Raw genomic sequence first — 4,667 nt, 5'->3', positions numbered from 1 at the left:
CACGGGCGCCACCGGACCCGAGCGCTCCCCCGGCACGCCCCAGGGCGCCGCGCGCGACGCCCCCGACGACACGCTGGGGGCTGCCGCGCCCCGCGTACCGGAGGAGGCGGGCGGCGCCGCGCGGCCGGGCGGCGGCGACGGCGTAGGCGGCGGCGCGCCCGGGGCGGTAACCAGCGGTGCGGCACCTGGCGTAGCCGCGCCCCGGGACGGCGTCGACACGCGCGGCCCCGGCGTCGGCGGCACCCCCGCGCGCGTCGAGGGCCCACCCCCCGCCGGGGGCGACATCGTCTGGCAGGGCAGCCCTCCGGGGTCCCTCTACGACTACATCAGGGTGGCGTCGTTCTCGATCGGCCCGGACGGGCTCGTCGACCAGTGGAGCGAGCGCGCCGAGCGGCTGTTCGGCGTGGCCGCGCGGGACGCCGTCGGCAAGGACCCGATCGAGGCGTTCGTACCGCAGGAGCTGCGGCCGCGCGGCCACCGCAAGATGGCCGAGATCCTCGACGGGCGGGAGTGGACGGGGGCGGTCCCCTTCCGTCTGCCCGCGGCCGACGAGCGCCCGCACGGGGGCGGGGCGCGGTCGCGCGCCCCCGAGGACCGGACGGCCCGGTCCGAGGACCGGACGGCCGGACCCGGGGACCGGACGCCCGCGGCCGGCGAGCGGACTCCCAACGCCGAGGGCTGGACGTGCGGCACCCAGGAGTGGCCGCCCGGCACCGAGGAGCGGGCTCCGGGCACCGGCGGACGGACTCCCGGCACCGCCGAGCGCCCCTCCGGCGCCGACGCGCGGGCCCACGGCGCCGCGCGGCAGTCGTCGGCCGAGCGCGGCCCCGGCCCCGGCGCTTCCGTGCGGGAAGGCGCCCCCGTGCGGGAAGGCGTCGCCGAGGTCTACGTCATGCCCGCCAGGACGCCGGACGGCGAGCGGTCCGCCGTCTGCATCGTCGTCGACGTACGGGCGCTGCGGCGGATCGAGACGGACCTCGCGGCCTCGCAGGCCATCTTCGGGCAGTCCCCTTTCGGCTTCCTGCTGTTCGGCACGGACCTCAAGGTGCAGCGCACCAACCGCCGCTTCGCCGCCGTCTTCGGTGGCGAGACGGAGGACCACCGCGGCCGCACCGTCCACGACTACCTGCCCCGCCACGAGGCCGACCGCATGCAGGCCGCGCTGCGCCGCGTCCTGGAGACCGGCGAGGCCGTCACGGACATGCAGATCGTCGGGCCCGCGCCGGGCAGCAGCGAGCGCCGCCACTGGTCCATCAACCTCTACCGCGTGCACAGCGGCTCCGGCCGCCCCATCGGGGTCGCGGGCCTCGGCAACGACGTCACCAGCCGGCACGCCGCCGCCCGCGAGGCCGCGCACGCCCGCCGCAACCTCGCCCTCCTGAACGAGGCGGGCGCCCGCATCGGCAACTCCCTCGACCTGGAGACCACCGCCCGCGAACTCCTCGACGTCACCGTCCCCGGCTTCTGCGACCTGGCCTCCGTCGACCTGTACCAGGGCCTGCTCGACGGCGACGAGACCGCGCACATCCGCCAGAGCCTCGCCGACGGCAGCGCCGAACTGCGCCGCGTCGCCTTCGCCAGCGCCGTCGCCGACGCGCCCTTCCCGGAGGGCACCGGCCCCATCGACGTCGGCTCCGTGCACCGCTACCCCTTCACCTCGCCCTGTGCCGACGCCCTGCGCGCCGCCCGGCCCCGGCTGATCGCCGGGGACGACTGCGGGCCGAGCCGGCTGACCAACGGCCTCATCCAGTCCACCCTGGCCGTCCCGATGGTCGCGCACGACACCGTCGTGGGCCTCGCGCAGTTCTCCCGTACGAAGGGCAGCGAGCCGTTCGGCGAACGCGACCGGGCGCTCGCCGTGGAGCTCGCCGCGCGCGCCGCCGTCTGCATCGACAACGCGCGCCTCTACCGCCGCGAGCACGAGCGCGCCCTCATCCTCCAGCGCTCCCTGCTGCCGCCCGGCGACCCGGAGGCGGCCGGGCTCGACATCGCCTGCCGCTACCTGCCGGGCAACACCGCCACCGAGGTCGGCGGCGACTGGTTCGACGTCATCGAACTGCCCGGCCACCGCACCGCGCTCGTCGTCGGCGACGTCATGGGCCGCGGCCTGCGCGCCGCCGTCGCCATGGGCGAGCTGCGCTCCGCCGTACGCACCCTCGCGCTGCTCGACCTGGAACCCGCGGACGTGCTCGCCGCGCTCGACGAGATCGCCCGCGGCCTCGGCAACCCCGCGGGGCCCCGGCGGTCCGGCGCCCGCACCGACCGCGACACCGACGACCTCGCCGAGGTGTACCTGGCGACCTGCGTGTACGCGGTGTACGACGCCGTCACGCGCCGCGTCACCATCGCCAACGCGGGCCACCTGCCGCCCGTCCTGGTGGAGCCCGGCGAGAGCGCGCTCATGCTCGACGTGCCCCCGGGGATGCCGCTCGGCGTCGGCGGCGAGCCCTTCGAGGAGGTCGAGGTCGACCTGCCCGAGGGCGCCCTGCTCGCCCTGTACACCGACGGCCTCGTCGAGTCCCGCGACCACCCCCTCGACGAGGGCCTGAACGCGTTCGTCGGCGCCCTCGCCGAACCGGCGCAGGCCCTGGAGGACATCTGCGACCACGTCCTCAGCACCCTCGACACCCACCACGGCGAGGACGACATCGCGCTGCTCATGGCGCGCGTGCAGGGGCTGCCCGCCGAGCACGTCGGCGACTGGACCCTGCCGCGCGAGCCGCGCTCGGTCGGCCACGCCCGGGAGCTGGCGTGCGCGCGGCTGCGCGAGTGGGACCTCGAACCGCTCGTCGACACCGCCGAACTCCTCGTCAGCGAGCTGGTCACCAACGCCCTGCGGTACGGCGAGGGCGAGATCCGGCTGCGGCTGCTGCTCGACCGCACCCTGGTCTGCGAGGTCTGGGACGCGGGCCTGGTCCAGCCGCGCCGCCGCCGCGCCCGCGACACCGACGAGGGCGGCCGCGGCCTCCAGCTCGTCGGGCTGCTCAGCGCGGCCTGGGGCTCACGCCGCACCCCGCGCGGCAAGACGGTCTGGTTCGAACTGCCGCTGCCGGGCGGCGGCACACCCCCGATGGACGCGGCGGAGGCGCTGATGAGCCTGTTCTGAGCCCGGGACGCTTCCACCCGGGACGCTTCCACCCGGGGCGCTCCCGCCCGGCGCGCCCCGGCCCGTCACGTCGTGGCCCGTACGTCGCGGCCCGTACGTCGCGGCGAGTCACGTCGTGGCCTTCAGCGCGGCCAGCCGCGCCTCGACCTCCGCCTCGTCGGCCAGGCTCTCCACCCGCTCGAACTGGTCGTCCAGCGGCGACGCCGCCGGTTCCGGCCGGCCCAGCGCCCGCGCCTCCTCCCTGCACACCTTCTCCTCGAACCGGCCGAGCTCACCGCGCGGGTCCAGCACGTCCGCGCCCCCGGTGCCGCCGGGCGCCCCCGTACCGGCCCGGGCGCGGGCCGCCACCCGGTCCCGCGCCGAGCGCAGCTCCGTCAGCTTGATCCTCATCGAGTCCAGGCCCTCCTTCAGGCGGGCGACCATGTCGCCCTGCGCGGCGATCACCGGCTCGGCGTCGGCGGCCTCCCGCTCCGCGCGCACCTGCCGCCCCAGGGCGACCTTCGCGAGGCGGTCGAACCGGTCGGCCGCCGCGGCGCTCCCGGCCGCCCGCAGCACGTCCGCCCTGCGGCTCGTGTCCCGCGCCCGCGCGCCCCAGGCGACGGCGGCCCGTCGGTCCTCCTCCTGGTCCTGCCGCAGCAGCCGCAGGTCGGCGGCGGCCGCCGCGGCGGCCCGCTCCGCCTCCTCGATGGTGTCCGTGTAGTCGCGGACCAGCCGCTCGAAGACGTCCCTCGGGTCCTCGGCCAGGTCGAGCAGGGTGTGCGTACGCGCCTTCGCGAGCTGCGTCACCCGCCCGAGGATCGTCTGCTTGGTCATGCCGCCGCCTCCTGTGCGCTGTACGAGGTACGAGGTACGAAGTACGGGGACCGGGCCCGTGCCCGGAGCCGTCAGCCGCTCCCTGTCCGCCCCCGCGTCCTCGTCCCGCCGAAGGCGCCGGGCCCGCCGTCACGGGGCCCGCCGCCAGCGGGTCCGCCGCCACCGGGCCCGCTCCCGTCACCGGCCGGCCCGCGCAGGATCCCGCCCAGGACGGCCCCGCCCACGCCGTCACCGGGCTCGCCGCCGTCCGGGTGGCCGTACGCGCGCACATCCCGCTCGGCGAGGGTCCGGGCCTGCCGGGCCAGGGCGTCGGCGCGCCGGGCGTCCACGAGCGCGGCGACGGGCGACGCCGGGGCGGGGAAGCGGGCCGCGCGGGGGTCGACCCGGCCGCCGTGCCCCTCCGCCCGCTCCAGATGGCGCTCGGCCTCCGCGAGCCGGGTCCGGGCCTCGGCGCCCACCGCGCCGAGGTGCGTCGTCACCTGCTCCCGGGCGGTGGCGACCGTACCGCGCGCGACGAGCAGGGCCGGGCCGAGGAGCGCGTCGGCCCGGTCGGCGGCGGCCTCGCGCCCCCCTGCCGCGGCCAGGGCGTGGTCGAGCGCCGCGTCGGCCTCCGTGACGCGGCGCAGCAGGTCGACCGGGTCGTACGCGCCCGCCGCCCGGGCCCGCTCGGCCTGTGCCACCACGGCGTCGGCGCGCGCGAGCAGGTCGCGCAGCCCGGCGGCCGGCCCGCCCGCCGCCGCGTCCCGGA

General features: G+C 78.1%; 2 protein-coding genes and 1 pseudogene. 1 reads left to right on the top strand and 2 read right to left on the bottom strand.

The window, feature by feature from the left end; translation table 11 throughout:
- Positions 1-283: 283 nt before the first annotated feature.
- Complete coding sequence (locus QK440_RS40755; protein ID WP_282798313.1) at positions 284-3,106, top strand: SpoIIE family protein phosphatase; 2,823 nt, start codon at positions 284-286, stop codon at positions 3,104-3,106.
- A gap of 108 nt (positions 3,107-3,214) precedes the next feature.
- Here QK440_RS40755 and QK440_RS40750 read toward each other — a convergent pair whose 3' ends face one another.
- The gene (locus QK440_RS40750; protein WP_282798312.1) at positions 3,215-3,919 is read right to left on the bottom strand and encodes a PspA/IM30 family protein; all 705 of its coding nucleotides are present in this window, start codon (positions 3,917-3,919) and stop codon (positions 3,215-3,217) included.
- Between the two features lie 71 nt (positions 3,920-3,990).
- Positions 3,991-4,667: pseudogene (locus QK440_RS40745) on the bottom strand (TPM domain-containing protein); the annotation flags it as partial.

Source organism: Streptomyces sp. CC224B (assembly GCF_030010595.1).
GTDB classification, from domain to species: domain Bacteria; phylum Actinomycetota; class Actinomycetes; order Streptomycetales; family Streptomycetaceae; genus Streptomyces; species Streptomyces longispororuber.
Note: the sequence above shows the minus strand (reverse complement) of the source record. Positions and strands in the feature narration are given on the sequence as shown.

Bases quoted from the DNA above. Each gene is read 5' to 3' on its own strand.
- QK440_RS40750 (WP_282798312.1), bottom strand. From the start codon at position 3,919: ATGACCAAGCAGACGATCCTCGGGCGGGTGACGCAGCTCGCGAAGGCG.